Genomic DNA, 16233 nt, shown 5'->3' with positions numbered 1-16233 from the left:
CCCCGAAGGGGCTTCGCCGAGACACGTCGNCGCCCTCTGGGGCGGCAGGAACAGGAGGCGCAACAGAGGCCGGCGTGGCCGGGGCCTGTTGCGGCGGTGGCGCATCGGCCGAGCGCGGGTCGTCTACGGGCGGAGCAGCATCAGGCTGTACCGGCGCCGCAGGCGGCGGAGTTTTTTTCTTGAAGAAGCGGAACATGGATCGAAGTATATTCGGTTCCCCGCAGTGCAGCAGCCCGACCGGCCGGCCCGACTGCTATATTCGCGCAGGAGGTTCGCTTTCTTGAAAAAAACCAACACGGGCAACAAACCCATCCGTATCGTTGCCGGCCAATATCGACGTACGCCCATTGCCGTGCCCGACGTGCCCGGCCTGCGTCCCACGCCCGATCGCGTGCGTGAAACGCTGTTCAACTGGTTGACCCATTTGTGGGATGGAAACTACACCGACAAACGCGTACTGGATCTGTTTGCCGGCAGTGGTGCACTGGGATTCGAAGCCGCCTCGCGCGGTGCCACGCAGGTACAAATGGTCGAAAACGACCGCTCGGCCATCGCCTCGCTACGTACGCTGCGCGACAAATTAAAGGCCGATGCCGTGCGCATCCATGCCGGCGAGGCGCTTGCAGTCGTCCAGCGCATGGATGCATCACGTTTTGATCTCATTTTGTTAGACCCCCCTTTTAATCAGGACTGGCTGACCCGTCTGTGGCCCTTGTTACCCGCGATTTTGGCGGACGAAGCCCTGATTTACGCCGAGTCGGAAGCCCCGCTGGCCCCACCCCCGGAATTCGAAATTTTGCGCCAGGATCAAGCCGGTGCGGTCCACTACGGACTCCTGCAATTTGCTGCAATGCGGAAATAAGTCAATAATCCTCAATTCGGAGGAAGGTGTAAGCCAGTTAAAAGGATCGGAGCCCACATGATTACCGCTGTCTACCCCGGCACGTTTGACCCACTGACCCGCGGCCATGAGGACTTGGTGCGCCGCGCGGCGTCCCTGTTCGACAAGGTGGTGGTGGGTATCGCCCACAGCCGCAACAAAAAACCATTTTTCGGTATTGATGAACGCGTAGAAATCGCCCAGGAAGTCCTGGGCCACTATCCCAACGTCGAGGTCAAGAGCTTCGCCGGGTTACTGAAAGATTTTGTACGCGAACAAAATGGCCGCGTCATCGTGCGTGGCCTGCGCGCGGTCTCTGATTTCGAATACGAGTTTCAAATGGCTGGCATGAACCGCCATCTGTTGCCCGAAGTCGAAACGATGTTCATGACGCCCTCGGATCAATACCAGTTCATCTCGGGCACTATCGTGCGCGAAATCGCCCAACTGGGCGGTGACGTCAGCAAGTTTGTGTTCCCGTCGGTCGAGCGCTGGTTACAGGCCAAGGCCAAAGAACACCGCGAACAATCCTGGCCGGCCGCAGGCGAACCGCAGATCAAGTAAACGGCATGGACAGGCAAGTCCTCCCCTGCGAGTGAGCGGCGTACAATGGGTACATTCTGCCCATTCGCGCAGGTTCGTCCCTTGTCATGGCACTAAAGATCACCGAAGAATGCATTAATTGCGACGTATGTGAGCCGCAATGCCCCAACGAGGCCATCTCGATGGGCGATGAGTATTACATCATCGATCCCGATCGCTGCACGGAATGTGTGGGGCATCATGACGAGCCCCAATGCATGGTCGTCTGCCCCGTCGAGTGCATCGAACTTCATCCCCAATGGTACGAAGGGCAAGACGCACTGATGGCCAAATACTATCGCCTGACGAACTCCGTCGCGTGAACGTCTCCGGCACCACGATTCCCGCATCGCTGCGCAATCCGCCGGCACGCGACGTTTCGCTCTCCGCGATCGTGGCGGGCCTGGTTTCCGTCCTGGTGGGCTTCAGCGGCACAGCGGTCCTGATGGTCCAGGCTGGCCACACCGCCGGTCTGGACGCCGCTCACATTGGTTCCTGGCTGGGCTCTATTTGCCTGGTGGTGGGCTTGGGCGGATTGATCCTCAGTCTGCGCAGCCGCATCCCTGTCGTATTGGCCTGGTCTACCCCCGGCGCGGCCCTGCTCGTCACCGCGCTGGCTGGCGTTCCATTCGATCAGGCCGTCGGCGCTTTTGTGTTGGCGTCGGCCTTGACCCTGGCCTGCGGCCTGTTTGGCTGGATCGACCCCATCATGCGTCGCGTGCCCATCGAAATCGCCAGCGCGATGCTGGCCGGCGTGCTGTTGAATTTCGGGCTGGGTATTTTTACCCGCATCGGCGAACAGCCCGCCCTGGTACTGGCCATGTGCGCCGCCTACCTGATCGGCAAACGCTGGGCGCCGCGCTACGCGGTACTCGCGGTACTGGTCACCGGGCTCGGTTTTGTGGCCGCAATGGGCCAATTGCAATTGGGCAACGTCGACTGGCAACTCACGCAATTTGTCTGGACCACACCGGTCTTTACATGGCAGGCTGCGATCAGCTTGGCCGTGCCCATTTTCATGGTGGCCCTGGCCTCGCAAAACCTGCCTGGCCTGGCCATTTTGCAGGCTGCCGGCTATCCCGTCGCGGCCTCCCGATTGGTCGGCGCCACGGGTTTCCTAGGGCTGCTGGCGGCGCCCTTTGGGGCGCACAGCGTCACGCTGGCCGCTATTACCGCCGCCATTTGTACAGGCCCCGAGGCCCATCCAGACCCCGCTCGCCGATATATTGCGGGCGCCGTCTCGGGCGCCACCTATATCTTGCTCAGTGTAGTGGCGGGCGCGGTGGCGGTGTTCTTTCAGGCCCTTCCCCCGGCTCTGATCGCCGCCCTGACAGGGCTAGCGCTGTTGGGCGCTATCCTGGGCGGTCTTGCTGGCGCCATGTCCAACCCGGCACGCCGAGAGGCGGCGCTCATCACGCTGCTGGCCACGGCATCGGGATTTACTGCCTGGGGAATTGGCTCCGCGTTCTGGGGGCTAGCGGCCGGCCTTGTTGCGCATTGGGTGCTTGAATATAAGCGACGCTAAGACTCAAGCGTAGGGCCAAGTACAGCGCCAAACGCGAGACGAAAAGCAGAGGTCCTCGTACAAAGACCCGCACAGGGACCGCAGGATACATGCAAAGGATCAGGCTAGCGTCACGCCCGTGGGCGAGTCATGCAGGCCAGTTCACGGACGCCATGTCCGGATGCACCTTGAGCAAACGACACGGAATCTGCAAAAAATTAGACACCCAGGCTGCCGCCAGGTCGCCCTCATCGACGACATCGACCACCTGTTCGCCAATGCGGATCTGATAGCGCACGCTGTCATCGTCTTCGATGACGTCCAGCGGGATATCCAAGCGCAGCATACCCGGTGCCTTCATCACGAGATAGCCCAAACGCAGTTCGACCGAAATCTCTGCCAATCGCGGGCACAATGAACGATCTAGCCATGTCCCGGCATCGTTGCTGACCAACCAGCGCTGATGGTAATCCTGGGCCTGCTGTTGCCGCGTTTCACCGCACTGGGCGATAGGCTGATAGGCGGACGTGCTCATTTTCTCAAAATCCCTTTCAGGGCATCGTTAATCTTGGGGACGAATTTTTCATCGTGCAGCTTTTCGATGACAGCGTCCTCGATTTTCTTTTCCAGGCCTTTTTTAAGCGCCTCTGTCGCCGCGCCGCGCCACTGTATGGTGTAGACGGGTTTGTCGAATGAGCCGCTGATCAGCACCGGAATGGTGATGCCTTTCAGTTCCTCCAGGTGTTTGCCATCCTGGCCAGTGCTGGTGTTGACTACCCGTACTTTGGCCACGAAATTCAGCGCGCTTCTCACAAAATCGATCGCTGCCGGATCGCCCTGAGAGACGCGCAACAAGGGCGATGCCATGTCCAGGCGTTTGGCCGTCGCAATGCCCTTGGTAAAGACCAGATCAGCCTCAAGCGAGGTAAAGTCGGTATGGCGAGTCTGATCGGCGGCCAGCGCAGGATCTTGTGCCTCACCTTTGAAGGCAGCCTTGAGTTCGCGCAACGTCTGTGCCACATTGATGCCGCTCACGGCGCCGTCACGTAACCGCAGTTGCATGCCGCCATTCAAACCTGTGGTCAACGCATACGAATTCGAGCCCGCAGTTTTCAAATCCAGCGCAACGCTGCCCGTGCCGGTCAAAACCGATTTTTTCAACAGATCGGTCAACAAGGGACCAATCGATATCCCGGCCAGGCTCATTTTGGTCGCGATTGCGTTCCCCTTGGCTGCGTCGACAGACAGAGTGCCGCCCAGCTTGCCGTTGTACAGCGCGGCCGTCAGTGCCGACACATCGAGCTTACCTTTGTCGAGCTTGATTTTGGCCGACAGGTCGCTGGCTTTCAGGCCGCGCACCACCAGTTGGCCGATCTTGATCGTGCCATTGGCCGTCGGCCCCACCAGTGCCGACAAATCGAACGAACTATCGGTCGTGGCGTCGGCAGTCTGGCCAGTCTCCGGCGACTTGTTGGGATCGTCTTGTTTGCCATCGCCAGCAGGGGCCTTGGCGGGCGTCACGATGGGCGGTGCGAGCTTGTCCAGATCCAGCGTGTCGACCGCCAAGGCGAACGTGATATCAGGCACCTTGGTTAATTGCTTGACGTCGGCCGTCAGGTCGAACTTGCCGCCCTCGAGCACCGCGTTGATCTTGGCGCCGGCCTGGTCGTTTTGCAGGTTGGCGTTCATGCTGCCGATCACCGGAATCTGCAAGCTGCCCTTGGGCAGGCCCGGGTCGGTGATATTGAATTCGCCGCGCAGCGCCGACAAGCTGATGGCACGCTGCCAAAGGTTAAATGTGGCGGGCGAGCTGAAGACCGCCTTGACCACCCTGTCACCCTGCGTCAACGTACTGTCGAATTTCACTTCCTTGATATCCAGCTCGCTGGCATTACCGCTAATGCCATTTAACCCAAAACTGGCATCCAGGCCTTGCAAACGCACCCGGCCCGTCAACGCCTGACCCGTGGCTTCGCTCGGAGAAATATTCAGCGCTGGCGCATCGGCCGCCAGCTCAAATGGTCCGCCCGGCAAGGAGCCCTTGGCGCGCAAGGCAAGCTTGTCGGTTTGCAATTGCAGCTTGTGCGGGTCCAGCGCCAGCTTGGGCACCGTCAGACTCGCCTCGACGTTTTTCATCGGGGTGGCCGGATCCGGCACATCGCCCTGGAACAGGATTTCCAGGCCATTGACGTCCAGGGACGAGGTCGCGCCGTTGAAGGCCAGATTGCCGCGCGCGCTCAGACTCTTGGCTTCGGTGCCCAACACATTGCCGTCCATGCGCATATCGAGCTTTTGTGCGGAAAACCGCTGGGCCAACGGATCCAGCATCAGCAAGCCCTGTCCCGTCAGATTGGCATCCATGCGAGGATTGCCACCCTCGACATGCGCGGACAGGGTCACATCGAACGGCTGTTTGTACGTGACGCGGCCCGTATTGGCCGTCAGATTGGTGACGGCGACGGCCATGCCCGAGATTTCGTCCTGGATCTGCACTTCGCCCGACTGCAGATCCAGCCCGGCGATATCAATCTGCATGGTGGCAGGGGCCGACGCACCACCCGTGGCCAACGCTCTGGCCGCGCCGGCCATTGCCCCTGCCGCCGTCTCGCCGGCGCCAGCAGGCTTGTCAGTGGTAACCACACCGGTGCCCACCAGGTCTTCGAAATTCAGGCGGCCGGATTTATTGCGCGCCACCCGGACTTTGAATCCGTTGATCGCGACATGGTCCACCACCAGATTGCTCGACAGCAGCGGCCAGACAGCCACCGCCAACCGCATGCTTTCGATAGAGGCAAAGGGATCCGCGCTATTGGCCTCGGACAATGACACCCCCTGCACAGCCAACCCGATACGCGGGAACAACGACAGCTCAATCTCGCCATCAATCGCCAACGTGCGGTGATAACGCTCTTGGACGAGTTCTTCCAACTTGTATTTATAGGCGTTGGGGTCGAACGTGAGCAAAAAGATGGCCAGGCCGACGACGGCCACAAGAACCAACACCACCAGGCCTATCACTATGCGCTTGAACCACGTTTTCATTGCCGCCCCGAGGGTACCTCGACTGGGAAAATAAGAGTAACCGCCCGCCATCCGGTAAGGTAATGGCGTGACGCTAGCCGCCTCGAGTCCGCGGCGTGGCAATATGGTAACAAACCAGAGACCGGAAACCGCGCTAACTTACTGATAAATACGGCTCTTAATATGCATACACTTACTGAATTCCCTCGCCAGCGACTCCCGGAATTGCTGCGCACCATGCCTAAAGCCGAGTTGCACGTGCATATCGAGGGCACATTAGAGCCCGAACTGATCTTTGCCCTGGCCCAGCGCAATGGTGTCACGCTGCCCTATGATAGCGTCCAAGCTCTACGCACCGCCTACGCGTTTACCGATCTGCAAAGCTTTCTGGATATTTATTACGCCGGGGCCAGCGTGCTGCTGCACGAACAAGACTTCCATGACATGGCCATGGCGTACTTTCACCGTGCGGCAGCTGACCATATCGTGCACGCCGAGCTGTTCTTCGACCCCCAGACGCATACCGCCCGAGGCATTTCAATCGAAACCGTCATTCATGGCCTAAAACGTGGCTGTGATACGGCACGCGACGAACTCGGTATCAGCAGCGCGCTGATCCTCTGTTTTCTGCGCCACCTGAGCGAAGTCGATGCCTTTCAGACGCTGGAACAAGCCTTGCCGCATCGCGAGCACTTCATTGGTATTGGCCTGGATAGCAGTGAACGAGGCAATCCCCCCGAAAAATTCGCACGCGTCTTTGCCCGGTGCCGAGAGTTGGGCTTGCGCATCGTAGCCCACGCCGGCGAAGAAGGCCCCGCCAGCTACATCCGCGACGCGCTTGATCTGCTAGGCGTAGAACGTATCGATCACGGCGTGCGCTGCGTCGAAGACCCGCAATTGGTCGAACGACTCGTGCGTGAACGCATCCCACTCACTGTCTGCCCACTGTCAAATATCAAGCTACGTGTATTTGATACGATGGCCGACCACAACGTCATGACCCTGCTCGAAGCGGGTCTTTGCGTGACAGTGAATTCCGATGATCCGGCCTATTTCGGCGGATACCTGAATCAGAATTTCCTGGAAATGTTCGGCGCCCTACCGACGCTGGATGCCCGCCATGCCGTTGAATTGGCGAAAAACAGCTTCGATGCCAGCTTTGTTTCCGATGACCAGAAAACACGTTGGCACGCCGCCCTGGCGGACACGGTGGCACAATTAAAACAAGGACCGGTTAGCTGACGACCCTCAAGACCTCACTGCCATCCCTGGCACCATCCGCCCCAACCCACCGGTCGCTGACGCCGCAGTAGGAGACACCGCTTTGCCCAAACAACAACAAGGCCTGCAAGTCGTTCAACAGCTAGGCCAAGTCTACCGAACCATGCTGGCCGCATTCAGCGGCCGTGTAGGGCACGCCATGCCACGCTGGCGTATTTTGTTCACGTTACATGAATACGGCCAGTGCTCACAAAAAATGCTGGCGGAGAATTGCCGCCTGGACCCCGCCTCATTGACTCGCTTGCTGCAAGCCATGCAACAACAAGGCTGGATCACCCGCAGCGCCGACCAAAACGATAACCGCGTCACCAACGTCTCCCTGACCCCGACGGGCCAGGCCGTCGTCGACGAGGCACTGCCACGCCGGGCGGCATTCTTTGAAGATGCCTTGCAAGACCTGTCCAGCCAGGACATCCAGGCCTTAACCCATGCCCTCGATGTCCTGGAGCGCAACTTCGCCCACGCCGGCTCACCGCGCACCGACCCCGACCACTGATCCTGCGCGCGGCTTGACAGGCTGTCGACCTTCTTTGTATCGTACGATATATCTTAAGATACAAAGAAGGCCTTATGCACCCAGAGCATCCGCGTTCTCGCCTCCCATCTCCAGATAGCTTGGACGATCGCCATCGCGCGGGCAGTGATGGCGCCGGCATGATGCGCGGCCGCAAGTTCAGTGCCGGCGACCTGCAACTCATGTTGCTGGCCCTGCTGGAGGAGCAGGCCCGCCACGGCTACGAGCTGATCAAGGAATTCGAAACTCGCTCCAACGGCTATTACAGCCCCAGCCCCGGTGTCATCTACCCCGCGCTCACGTATCTAGAGGAGCTCGACTACACCACCGTCCAGGCCCAGGGCAACCGCAAGTGCTATCACCTGGCCCGCACTGGTCGCGCTCATTTGGATACCCAGCGCGACCATGCCGAGCTACTGCTCGCCAGCCTGCAGCACGCCGCCCGCAAAATGGCCTGGATGAAGCAGGCTTGGCAAGGCGACGCGAACGACACCGATGCCGTCAACGCCAGCGGCTGGCTACGCGAATATGTCCAGGCCCGCCACGCCCTGCGCGAAGCCCTCCTGCGCCGCTCTGGCGCCGACGAGGCTGAACAACGCCGCATCGTCGCCATCCTGCAACGCGCCACCGCCGAGATTCTGGGCAAGACGCCCGAGGCCTGTGACACACCCCGCGCGACCTCCGCCTGACGCCCCACCACAAGGATATTCATGGATCACTCCACCACCGACCGCTACGCCGTACAAAAAGTCCGACACCCCTTGAAAGCCCGCTTGCTGCAAGTCCGCCGCGTACGTCCCTTGAGCCCGCATATGGTGCGCATCACCCTCACGGGCGACGACCTGGCAGACTTTCTCTCTGCATCGTTTGATGACCACGTCAAAATCTTCCTGCCCGAAGGCGACGCCCTGCCTGTCATCCCCATCATCGGCCCCAAAGGCCCTGAATTTCCCCAAGACATGCCACGTCCCGCAGCTCGCGACTACACCCCGCGCTGCTACAACGTCGGCACCAACGAACTCGACATCGATTTCGTCCTGCACGACCACGGCCCGGCCGGCCGATGGGCGGCCCAAGCCCAGCCTGGCCAACACCTGGGCATCGCGGGCCCGCGCGGGTCATTCATCATTCCGCATGACTTCGATTGGCATCTGCTGATCGGCGACGAAACTGCCCTGCCCGCCATCTCTCGCCGCCTCGAAGAACTGCCGGCCGGCAAGCGCGTGCTCGCCATCATCCAGACCCACACCTCCGACGCTCGCATCGAGTTACCCACACGAACCGACGCCACGATTCAATGGGTAGACGACGCTGCCGATTCAGCCCCGCCAATATCGACCTCAACGGGTGTCATGTCAGCGCTGGAACGTGCCGTTCGCCAACTGACATTACCCGACGGTAACGGCTATATCTGGGCCGCAGGCGAGTCCACCGCCATCCGCGACATACGGCAATATCTCGTACAAGAACGCGGCATCGACAAATCCCGCATTCGGGCCGCCAGCTACTGGCGNGCCGGCAATGCCGGCACGCACGAAGTCATCGAAGATTAAGTAGACGCACAGTCGTTTGCAGAATGCGATTCACAGACGGCGCCGGAATCTTAGTCATGTCAGCCCCGCACTGATGTCCCGGGCCAATCGCTGCAAACTCGGCAAAAAGTGAGGGACAACCCCTTCCGGCGGATGCTTGGCTTGATTAAGGCTGGTCGTCAATGCCGCCACGAGTTGGCCTTCGCGATTGTGGACAGGCACTGCCAGCGCGCAGACACCTAATTCAAAATGCTGACTGGCCAACGCATAACCGCACTCCTGCGCGGTGCGTATCGCCGCGCGCAAATCATCGGCGTCGACCAACGTGTGCGGCGTCAAGCGATCAAAAGGCGCCCGGGCAAGGAAAGCATTCAGCTCGTCTGCCTGGAGCTGGGCCAACAGCACATGCCCCGTGGATGTCGCATGTGCCGGCAAGCGCTCACCCGTGATCAGTCGTCGTGCCGAGGGGCTGCGGATCTCGGCACGGGCCACATAAATAATGTCGTCCTTGTCCAGCACGGACAACGAACATATCTCGCCGTGATCGCGCGCAAACTGCTCCAGATAGGGCAGCGCCACTTCGCGCAGCGACAACGAATTCAAATAGGAATAGCCGATATCCAGCACGGCGGGAGTCAGTGAAAACGTGCGTCCGTCAATCCGCGCATAACCCAGCGTCACCAGGGTATGCAGCAGACGCCGTGCCCCGGCGGGCGTGACCCCCGCTCGCTCAGCCACCTCGGACAGCGTCAACGCCTGGCTGTTGGGGCCAAAGGCGCGAATCACCGCCAGCCCGCGAGCGAAAGCCTCAACGAACAAGTCGCTGCCCTTGGGTAATCCCTGATGTTGAGACACGGCGATATCCCTTACGATTTTCTATAGAAGAAATTATTTTCTACAGTCGAAATAATAAATCACTTTCTGACCAGAAAACCTAAGGAGATTCCCTAATGCTGGACATCGCGCCGGTGGCCGACGACTTCGTGGCAGAGATCGTCGGGATCGATCTGACCCAACCCCTTGCACCCGAACAGGAGCAGGCCCTGCGGGCCGCCCTCGATCAATACGCGGTATTAGTTCTTCCGGACCAACCGCTCAACGAGGAGCAGCAACTACGCGTCGCGCAAATCTACGGCCCGCTGGAAACCTCGGTCGGTACCTATACCGCCAGCGACAAAAAACAACGACGCCTGGGGCATGCGCAGTTATCCGACATTTCCAACCTGGACGAGACCGGCGAGTTGATGAATGACACCGACATTCGCCGATTGGTATTGCTGGGCAACCAGCTATGGCACACCGACAGTTCGTTCAAATCCACCCCGGCCAGCGCCTCGTTACTGAGCGCACAAGAAGTGCCCCCAGTAGGAGGCGCCACCGAATTCGCCGACATGCGCGCGGCCTGGGATGCGCTGGACGCTGATACACAGGTCCAGATCCAGGACCTGATTGCCATTCACGACTATTTCCACTCGCGCAGCCTGCTGGGCATGGAGGCGCAAGTCATCCCCGATGAGTGGCGGGCACGCCAACCCCCCGTCCGACAGGTACTGGTGCGCAACAACGCTTACAACGGTCGTCGGTCGCTCTACCTGGCCTCTCATATCAAAGCGATCGAGAACATGGACGACCAAGCCAGTCGCGCGCTGCTGCACAAACTGATGGCCTTTGCCACACAGCCGCAATTCATCTATCGCCATCGTTGGCGTGCCAATGATCTTGTTATCTGGGACAACCGCTGCACCATGCATCGCGGCACCAACTACAACCAGAAATACCGCCGCGCCATGCGTCGCGCGACCGCACAAGATGCGGGCCCCACGATTTCAACGCAATAACAACACAGGAGAGACAACCATGAAACTATCCACACATTTGACCCGCTGCGCCAGACTGAGCCTGGGCATTCTGATAGGCGCATTGGCGAACCCTGCAGCACACGCCGCCTATCCAGACCAGCCGATCACCATCGTCGTGCCATTCGGCGCGGGCTCGGGCACCGACGCGATCGCGCGCATGGTCGCTCAAGGCCTGAGCGAGGAATTGGGCCAACCGGCGGCAGTCGCCAACAAGCCCGGTGCAGGCGGCATCATCGGCGCATCGTTCGTCGCCAACAGCGAACCCGATGGCCACACACTGCTGGTCGCCACCAGCGGCCCCATGGCCGCCAACGCCAGCCTGTACAGCAAGTTGCCCTACGACCCACTCGCCGACTTCGAACCCATCGCCATCGTCGCCAAGCGCCCGATGGTCGTCCTCGCCAGCAAAGAGGCCAAGGGCAAAACACTGAACGAGATCGTCGCCGAAGCGAAAGCCAACCCCGGCAAAGTGAACTTTGGCTCCAGCAACACTACCTCGCGCGTATTCGTCGAACTGCTCAAGAAGAGCAAGGACATCCAGGTGGAAACCGTGCTGTACAAGGACGTAAGCAGCCTGATGACCGACTTGATCAGCGGTCGCGTGTCGTACGCCTTTGAAGATGCCGGGCCATCGCTCACCCAAATCAAGGCCGACCGCGTCAACCTGGTAGCCGTCGCGGACAAAAAGCGTGCCGGGTTTGCCCCCGACACCGCCGCCACCAGCGAAGATGACTTCGACGACCATGGTCTGGTAACGTGGTATGCCGTCTTCGCCCCCAAAAACACCCCACCTGACGTCGTGGCCAAACTCAATCAAACCATCAACGCGTACATCCAAGGCCCCGCCATGAAAAAAATGGCGGACGACGTCGGACTGGAACTCACCAACGTAACGCCCAGCGAATTCAAAGAATTCCAACAAAAGGAAGTCACCAAGTGGCAGCATCTGGTCGAACTCACTGGCGTCAAACTGGACTAATCATGGCAACTGACAACGCATTTAAACAAGCATTACAAAACCGCCAGCGCCAAATCGGCCTGTGGGTGTCCATGGCCAACCCCTACACCGCAGAAATGTGCGCCGCCTGCGGTTTCGACTGGCTACTCATCGATGGCGAACACTCGCCCAACGACCTCACCGCCATCCTGGGTCAATTACAGGCCGTCGCCCCCTACCCCAGCCATGCCGTGGTCCGCCCACCCATCGGCGAAACGTGGATGATCAAACAATTGCTGGACATGGGCGCCACCAACCTGCTGATCCCCATGGTGGAGACGGCCGACCAAGCACGCGAGCTCGTACAAGCCGTGCGCTACCCGCCGCATGGCGTGCGCGGCGTCGGCGCACGCTTAGCCCGCGTATCGCAATTCGGCGCGCAACCCGACTATCTACAAAAGGCCAACGACCGGATTTGCCTGCTCGTTCAAATCGAATCCCAACAGGCCCTCGACAACCTCGATGAAATCGCCGCCGTCGAGGGCATTGATGGCATCTTCATCGGCCCATCCGACCTGTCCGCCTCAATGGGATTCCTCGGTCAACCCGGCCACCCCGAAGTCCAAGCCGCCATCGCCGATGCCGTCAAACGGCTAGCCGCCGCCGGCAAACCCTCGGGCATCCTCAGCCTGGACGAAGAGGAATCCCGACGCCACGTAGAAATGGGCATCACCTTTGTCGCCGTCGGCGGCGACATCGCCATCCTGACCGATGGCGCCAGAGCCCTAGCCAAACGATTTAAGTAGTCCTCCGGGCAAGAACAGCACCAAAGGCAACTCCCTGCTGCAGTCTCGGCGGGTCTCGCGGGCTATCGGCCCGGACCTGTTGGAGAGAGGGAAGTCCCCGCAGGGGACATCAGGCGCATGGTTTGCGCCTGAGCCGAGCGACCAGGTCCGGGCCGATAGCCCGCGAGACCCGCCGAGACGTGTCAACAGCGATAACCCTCACGCGCCAAACAAAAGCCGCTCAAACAAATCCTCAGCCCCCATCTGCCCCCCCTTGAGCATGACCTCCATGCCATCGAACGCAGGCACATCGCTATGCAATCGACACAATGCAACCCCAGGCTGCATCCGCGCCACATGCGACAACCCCCACGCATCCAACGCCTGCATCGCCAAACTGGAGCTATCCCCGCCCGCAACGCCAAAACGCTTAACGGGCGCACGACGCAACACCGCATCCAGCAAACGTCCGCCCGCGCTCGCCAGCGCCTGACTTTGGACCCCCCCCGTGCGCTCGCCTTGGGCGTTATCCATCCAGGCCAGCACGTGATGTCCCTCGCGTAACAACCCGGCCAACTCCGCCGTGATCGCTTCTTGATAAGCCGCATCGTTGCCAGCCAAACGCACGGGATCCAGACAAATCTTGCGATACGACGTCGCGGCCTGTATTTGCCGTGCCGTCATCGGCGACAAACTACCCGCCAGCAACAACACCGGCCCCTGCGCCGCCTCAAACGTATCAAATGCAGTCAAAGCCCGAGATGCCGCATCGCCCCACTGCGCGCCTAGCGCTTCCGTCACGCTGCTCGCGCCCACTGCCAGTAAAGACTCCGTCGACGATGCGCGAGCCAACACCGCACCAATCGCTTCTAAATGCTCAGACGCCGCGACGTCGAATAGCACCGCATCCGCCCCACTATTCCACACGGCCAACATACGTGCCGCCATCGCTTGCGCGCCTTGAGCACACGACCGTATGTCGATGCTCTCAACGTGCCCTGCCCCCAAGTTGGCAAAATGACAACGCAGATCCGCCTCGTTCATCGGCGTGACGGGATGCTTGCTCATCGTGGGGTGTCGGTCGATGCGACGCACTTCGCCATCCGCCGCCGCGAACAATTGCCCGAACACACAGAACCGACCCAGGCTAGGCTGGCCACCGATGATGAACGGCTTATCCTGATCGACCGCACGCCCTAGCATCTCCATGGCGACGGCAATATTGCCGACGTGCAGCGCACTATCAAAGGTGGAGCACACCTTGTAGTGCACCACGCGGGGAGCGAGTGTCCGAAAGAACTCGGCCACGGGTTTCAGGGTTGTGCGCATCGCGTCAGGCGCCATGGCACGCGTCGCCCCCGCAATGCCCAGGCAATCCAGCGGACCGACTTGCGCCAACTGCGCTGCCGTCGGCACACCGAAAAACAGCAGGCTACGCAAACCCGCCCGCGTTGCCGTCGCGAGTGCATCCGTCGCACCCGTGAAATCGTCGCCGTAATACGCCAGGCGAGGCGAAGCCACACTCATTTTGATCCGAAAAATGCCAACGCCCGCGCCAACTCAGGCGCTTGCCGCGCGGCGTCCGCCAGATCCGTACCACGACTCACGGCCTGCCATGCCTGACGGATGCTAGTCACCCCCGCGGCCGGACCATCGGGATGAGCCAGAATGCCGCCGCCCGCCATGAACAACAAGTCGTCGCGAGCAATGGCATTCCAGGTGGCAGGCACCGTACCCGCCCACTGTCCCGACGAAAACGCCGGCATCACGGTATCGGCACGATCCAGCCCCGCCGCCAGCGGTGTATAGCAATCTCGGGCGCCCGAGATCACCTCTTCATCAGACTGCGAAAACTTCCCTTGCAACCCGTGTACATGCATATGATCCACACCCGCCAGTCGCCACAGCGTCTGGTAGGCCTGATAACCCATGCCCAGCAACGGATGGCGCGACAAGGCGCCGAAGCCGTTGCGATGGCCGTGCAGCGCCAGCGACGTATGGCGACGCAAGGTTTGAATCGCGGAATACCCGCAGGCATTCATGCTCGCCATCACACACGTACCCTCCTCGCGCTCGACCAGGTCGGCGTGGCGTCGCATGGCATCCGTTTCGTCGGTGATATTGAAAGCCACCATGACCTTCTTGCCAGTGCGTTCCGCGTGCTCGCGCACTACACGCATCACAGCCGGCACACGCTGCGCTAACGGGGCATGCTCCGGATCCGCGCAGACCTCATCGTCCTTGATGAAATCCACGCCAGCGGCGCATAGCTGCGCAACCAATTCGGCCGTCTGTTCAGCCGAAAACCCGACATTGGGCTTGATGATCGTCCCGACCAGCACGCCTGTCGCGACGCCGGTGGCGCGACGCGTGCCGTCGATCCCGACACGCGGAAAATCAAAACGTGAACGATACGATGCCGGTACCTGCAACGTTTCCAGACGCAGGCCCGTAACCTCGCCCAGATCGTACAAATTACCCGCTACCGTGCTGGCCAACGTCGGCAGATTCGCCCCGATATTTGCCGGTGGAAAGGCGATGTCGATACGCGCACGACGCCACGGACCGCGCTGCTGGCGACGCTCGAGCAGCGCGTTAGGCAGGCTGGGGGTGTCCACCTCATCCAGCAACTGAACCGACGTTACCGTTGCGCGCGCACGGGCGCGCAGATCATCCGTCTCGCCCGCGACACGCGTAAACGTGCCGCAAGACTGCTCGCCCGCCATGACTTCAGCGACTTTGGCGGGGTCCAGCGGCGTCTCGATGACGTAACTGGCGAGGATGCGCTCACTGCTCATTGCGCCCCCAGATCGGGAAACGGACGAATCAGATCGCTGCCGTCCCAACCTTCGGACGCTTCGCGGATCTGCTGGAACATGCGGCCTTTCGCGCCCGCCACTTCCGACAACTCGATCACCGTACCGGGATGGTATTCAGTATTGAAATAGATAAAGCGACCGCGCTCACCGACCTCGCCGCTCATTTTCGGCTTGAAACCCTGTTTCAACAGGCGTTCCAGATCCGCATCGTAGTCCTCGGTCCAATAGGCCACGTGCTGCAACCCCGTGCGGCCCGCTTGCAAGAAATCGCGATACATCGACGGCACGTCATTACGTGTCTGAATCAACTCGACCTGCACAAAACCCGAGTTCGCCAGGGCAACCGAATTATGCGGTTCATACGACTGGTCGTCGTATTGGTAATTCACGATGGGTACGCGCGGGTTATAGAACCACGGACCGACGCCCAGCGTCTTGCCCCAGTAGTCCATAGCGGCCTCGATGTCAGGCACCACATAGCCCAACTGGCGGATCTGGCCGAGGAAACGGCTCATGACA

Annotated in this window: 16 protein-coding genes and 1 pseudogene; 11 read left to right on the top strand and 6 right to left on the bottom strand. The window is 60.4% G+C overall.

What is annotated here, in order from left to right:
• The first annotated feature begins 280 nt into the window (after positions 1–280).
• The 4 genes from rsmD (at position 281) to ACNAZS_RS12960 (ending at position 2987) form a co-directional block, all read left to right on the top strand.
• Positions 281–862 (top strand): 16S rRNA (guanine(966)-N(2))-methyltransferase RsmD, encoded by a 582-nt coding sequence (rsmD, locus tag ACNAZS_RS12975; protein ID WP_415789832.1) that lies wholly within the window; start codon positions 281–283, stop codon positions 860–862.
• Positions 863–919: 57 nt separating this feature from the next.
• Positions 920–1444, top strand: a complete 525-nt coding sequence (coaD, locus tag ACNAZS_RS12970) for a pantetheine-phosphate adenylyltransferase (protein WP_415789830.1) — start codon at positions 920–922, stop codon at positions 1442–1444.
• 86 nt (positions 1445–1530) lie between these two features.
• A complete protein-coding gene (locus tag ACNAZS_RS12965) occupies positions 1531–1785 on the top strand; it encodes a YfhL family 4Fe-4S dicluster ferredoxin (RefSeq protein WP_415789828.1) in 255 nt (84 codons plus the stop codon).
• A 17-nt stretch (positions 1786–1802) separates the two neighbouring features.
• Positions 1803–2987, top strand: a complete 1185-nt coding sequence (locus ACNAZS_RS12960) for a benzoate/H(+) symporter BenE family transporter (protein WP_415790324.1) — start codon at positions 1803–1805, stop codon at positions 2985–2987.
• 127 nt (positions 2988–3114) lie between these two features.
• On the opposite strand, the gene ACNAZS_RS12955 is transcribed toward ACNAZS_RS12960, so the two are convergent.
• Entirely contained in the window at positions 3115–3501 is a 387-nt protein-coding gene (locus ACNAZS_RS12955) for an MOSC N-terminal beta barrel domain-containing protein (protein WP_415789826.1), read from the bottom strand.
• Positions 3498–6008, bottom strand: coding sequence for an AsmA family protein (locus ACNAZS_RS12950; RefSeq protein WP_415789824.1), 2511 nt, complete (start codon positions 6006–6008; stop codon positions 3498–3500). The genes ACNAZS_RS12955 and ACNAZS_RS12950 overlap by 4 nt, the downstream gene beginning before the upstream one ends.
• Positions 6009–6170: 162 nt before the next feature.
• On the opposite strand from ACNAZS_RS12950, the gene ACNAZS_RS12945 reads away from it, so the two are divergent.
• From ACNAZS_RS12945 to ACNAZS_RS12930, 4 genes and pseudogenes are all read left to right on the top strand, one after another.
• On the top strand, positions 6171–7229 hold the full coding sequence (locus tag ACNAZS_RS12945; RefSeq protein ID WP_415789822.1) for an adenosine deaminase: 1059 nt from the start codon (positions 6171–6173) through the stop codon (positions 7227–7229).
• An 82-nt stretch (positions 7230–7311) separates the two neighbouring features.
• A complete protein-coding gene (locus ACNAZS_RS12940) occupies positions 7312–7764 on the top strand; it encodes a MarR family winged helix-turn-helix transcriptional regulator (protein WP_415789820.1) in 453 nt (150 codons plus the stop codon).
• Positions 7765–7922: 158 nt separating this feature from the next.
• Positions 7923–8471 carry a PadR family transcriptional regulator gene (locus ACNAZS_RS12935; protein ID WP_415790322.1) on the top strand — a complete coding sequence of 183 codons (549 nt, stop codon included), beginning with the start codon at positions 7923–7925 and terminating at the stop codon, positions 8469–8471.
• A gap of 21 nt (positions 8472–8492) precedes the next feature.
• Positions 8493–9295: pseudogene (locus ACNAZS_RS12930) on the top strand (siderophore-interacting protein); the annotation flags it as partial.
• Positions 9296–9389: 94 nt separating this feature from the next.
• On the opposite strand, the gene ACNAZS_RS12925 reads toward ACNAZS_RS12930, so the two are convergent.
• The gene (locus ACNAZS_RS12925; protein ID WP_415789818.1) at positions 9390–10169 is read right to left on the bottom strand and encodes an IclR family transcriptional regulator domain-containing protein; all 780 of its coding nucleotides are present in this window, start codon (positions 10167–10169) and stop codon (positions 9390–9392) included.
• Between the two features lie 95 nt (positions 10170–10264).
• On the opposite strand from ACNAZS_RS12925, the gene ACNAZS_RS12920 reads away from it, so the two are divergent.
• The 3 genes from ACNAZS_RS12920 to hpaI are packed head-to-tail and all read left to right on the top strand — an operon-like array spanning position 10265 to position 12916.
• Positions 10265–11152 carry a TauD/TfdA dioxygenase family protein gene (locus tag ACNAZS_RS12920; RefSeq protein WP_415789816.1) on the top strand — a complete coding sequence of 296 codons (888 nt, stop codon included), beginning with the start codon at positions 10265–10267 and terminating at the stop codon, positions 11150–11152.
• A 19-nt stretch (positions 11153–11171) separates the two neighbouring features.
• Complete coding sequence (locus tag ACNAZS_RS12915; RefSeq protein WP_415789814.1) at positions 11172–12152, top strand: Bug family tripartite tricarboxylate transporter substrate binding protein; 981 nt, start codon at positions 11172–11174, stop codon at positions 12150–12152.
• A gap of 2 nt (positions 12153–12154) precedes the next feature.
• On the top strand, positions 12155–12916 hold the full coding sequence (hpaI, locus tag ACNAZS_RS12910; protein ID WP_415789812.1) for a 4-hydroxy-2-oxoheptanedioate aldolase: 762 nt from the start codon (positions 12155–12157) through the stop codon (positions 12914–12916).
• A gap of 198 nt (positions 12917–13114) precedes the next feature.
• Here hpaI and ACNAZS_RS12905 read toward each other — a convergent pair whose 3' ends face one another.
• From ACNAZS_RS12905 to ACNAZS_RS12895, 3 genes are read right to left on the bottom strand one after another with little or no spacing between them, the layout of a single operon-like run.
• Positions 13115–14422 carry a four-carbon acid sugar kinase family protein gene (locus ACNAZS_RS12905; RefSeq protein ID WP_415789810.1) on the bottom strand — a complete coding sequence of 436 codons (1308 nt, stop codon included), beginning with the start codon at positions 14420–14422 and terminating at the stop codon, positions 13115–13117.
• On the bottom strand, positions 14419–15693 hold the full coding sequence (locus tag ACNAZS_RS12900; protein WP_415789808.1) for a ribulose-bisphosphate carboxylase large subunit family protein: 1275 nt from the start codon (positions 15691–15693) through the stop codon (positions 14419–14421). Before ACNAZS_RS12900 ends, ACNAZS_RS12905 begins: the two co-directional genes overlap by 4 nt.
• A complete protein-coding gene (locus tag ACNAZS_RS12895) occupies positions 15690–16229 on the bottom strand; it encodes a VOC family protein (protein WP_415789806.1) in 540 nt (179 codons plus the stop codon). The genes ACNAZS_RS12900 and ACNAZS_RS12895 overlap by 4 nt, the downstream gene beginning before the upstream one ends.
• Between the last annotated feature and the right edge of the window lie 4 nt (positions 16230–16233).

The organism is Bordetella tumulicola (assembly GCF_965138755.1).
In the GTDB taxonomy this organism is placed as follows: domain Bacteria; phylum Pseudomonadota; class Gammaproteobacteria; order Burkholderiales; family Burkholderiaceae_B; genus Bordetella_A; species Bordetella_A tumulicola.
The sequence above is the reverse complement of the archived record's forward strand: the minus strand, read 5'-3'. Positions and strand labels throughout refer to the sequence as shown.